At 29.1% G+C, this 899-nt stretch carries 1 protein-coding gene; it reads right to left on the bottom strand.

The window, feature by feature from the left end; all coding sequences use genetic code 11:
* Positions 1-209 precede the first annotated feature (209 nt).
* Positions 210-815 (bottom strand): hypothetical protein, encoded by a 606-nt coding sequence (locus Q0945_RS15980; RefSeq protein ID WP_299436667.1) that lies wholly within the window; start codon positions 813-815, stop codon positions 210-212.
* Between the last annotated feature and the right edge of the window lie 84 nt (positions 816-899).

Raw genomic sequence — 899 nt, 5'->3', positions numbered from 1 at the left:
AAATTCAGACACACGAATCTTTTTTAGAATATTAAATTTAGTCAGAATTTTTCAGGTCAGCCATTAAGGGTAACGTTGTTGTGTATGGTTAGTTGCGTGTTTCAGCAACTAATTTAGTAAACAAAAACGAACGCGAGAAAATTCCGAAGGAATTTTCCAAATAAGCACTTGCCAAAGCAATTAATTATACACGGTGTTGGCAGTAGTTTTTATTTATTCAGCAGTCTGTTTTTTAAGAAGTCGTTTTCAAATTCTATGATTGTCTTTTCTCTGTTTTTCATATGGGCTAAAACACTTATTAATGGTAAATCTTTGTACATATAATTCAAATAGTCGAATTTCTTTCCTTCACGATTTAGAACATAATCGGTGTTTAAAATTATATTCACTCGTTCGGCTAATTTTTTGTCTGTTATCAATTTCAAGATTTCAGTTCTATATTTTTCCAGTTTAGAAATGAATTCAGTTCCTTTTTGATTGTATTTTTCTCCATCAAAGAAAAACTCGTTTATATATTCTTTTTTTGAAAATTCGCCATCGTAATTCGGTGGTTGTTCTATTTTCGGATTATTAATTAATTCAGAGTAGATTTTGTCTAAATACTTTAAGTATTCAGTTGTCAAACTATCGTATGATTTTGCTAATTGATTATTTTTCAACTTTTCATTTGCTAGATTTTCCGCAATTTGAGTTTTTAGCATTTCGCTTGATTGAACGAATTCCTCAATTAATAATCCATACATAGAATATGGTTCATTCTCATGTTTACAAGAAGACGTAATAACCAATAATAATAGAAATGTTATTTTTCTCATAGATGTCTGTGTATTATACTGAAATAGGTTGACCTTTTTTTTTGTCTTTTTTGTCCGTTCAAAAGATTTTTTTCAGCCGTTTGG

This window comes from uncultured Maribacter sp., from assembly GCF_947500405.1.
Classification (GTDB): Bacteria; Bacteroidota; Bacteroidia; order Flavobacteriales; family Flavobacteriaceae; genus Maribacter_B.
The sequence above is the reverse complement of the archived record's forward strand: the minus strand, read 5'-3'. Positions and strand labels throughout refer to the sequence as shown.

What these genes read in the sequence shown, in the direction of transcription:
- Q0945_RS15980 (WP_299436667.1), bottom strand. Translation starts at nt 815, where the DNA reads ATGAGAAAAATAACATTTCTATTATTATTGGTTATTACGTCTTCTTGT.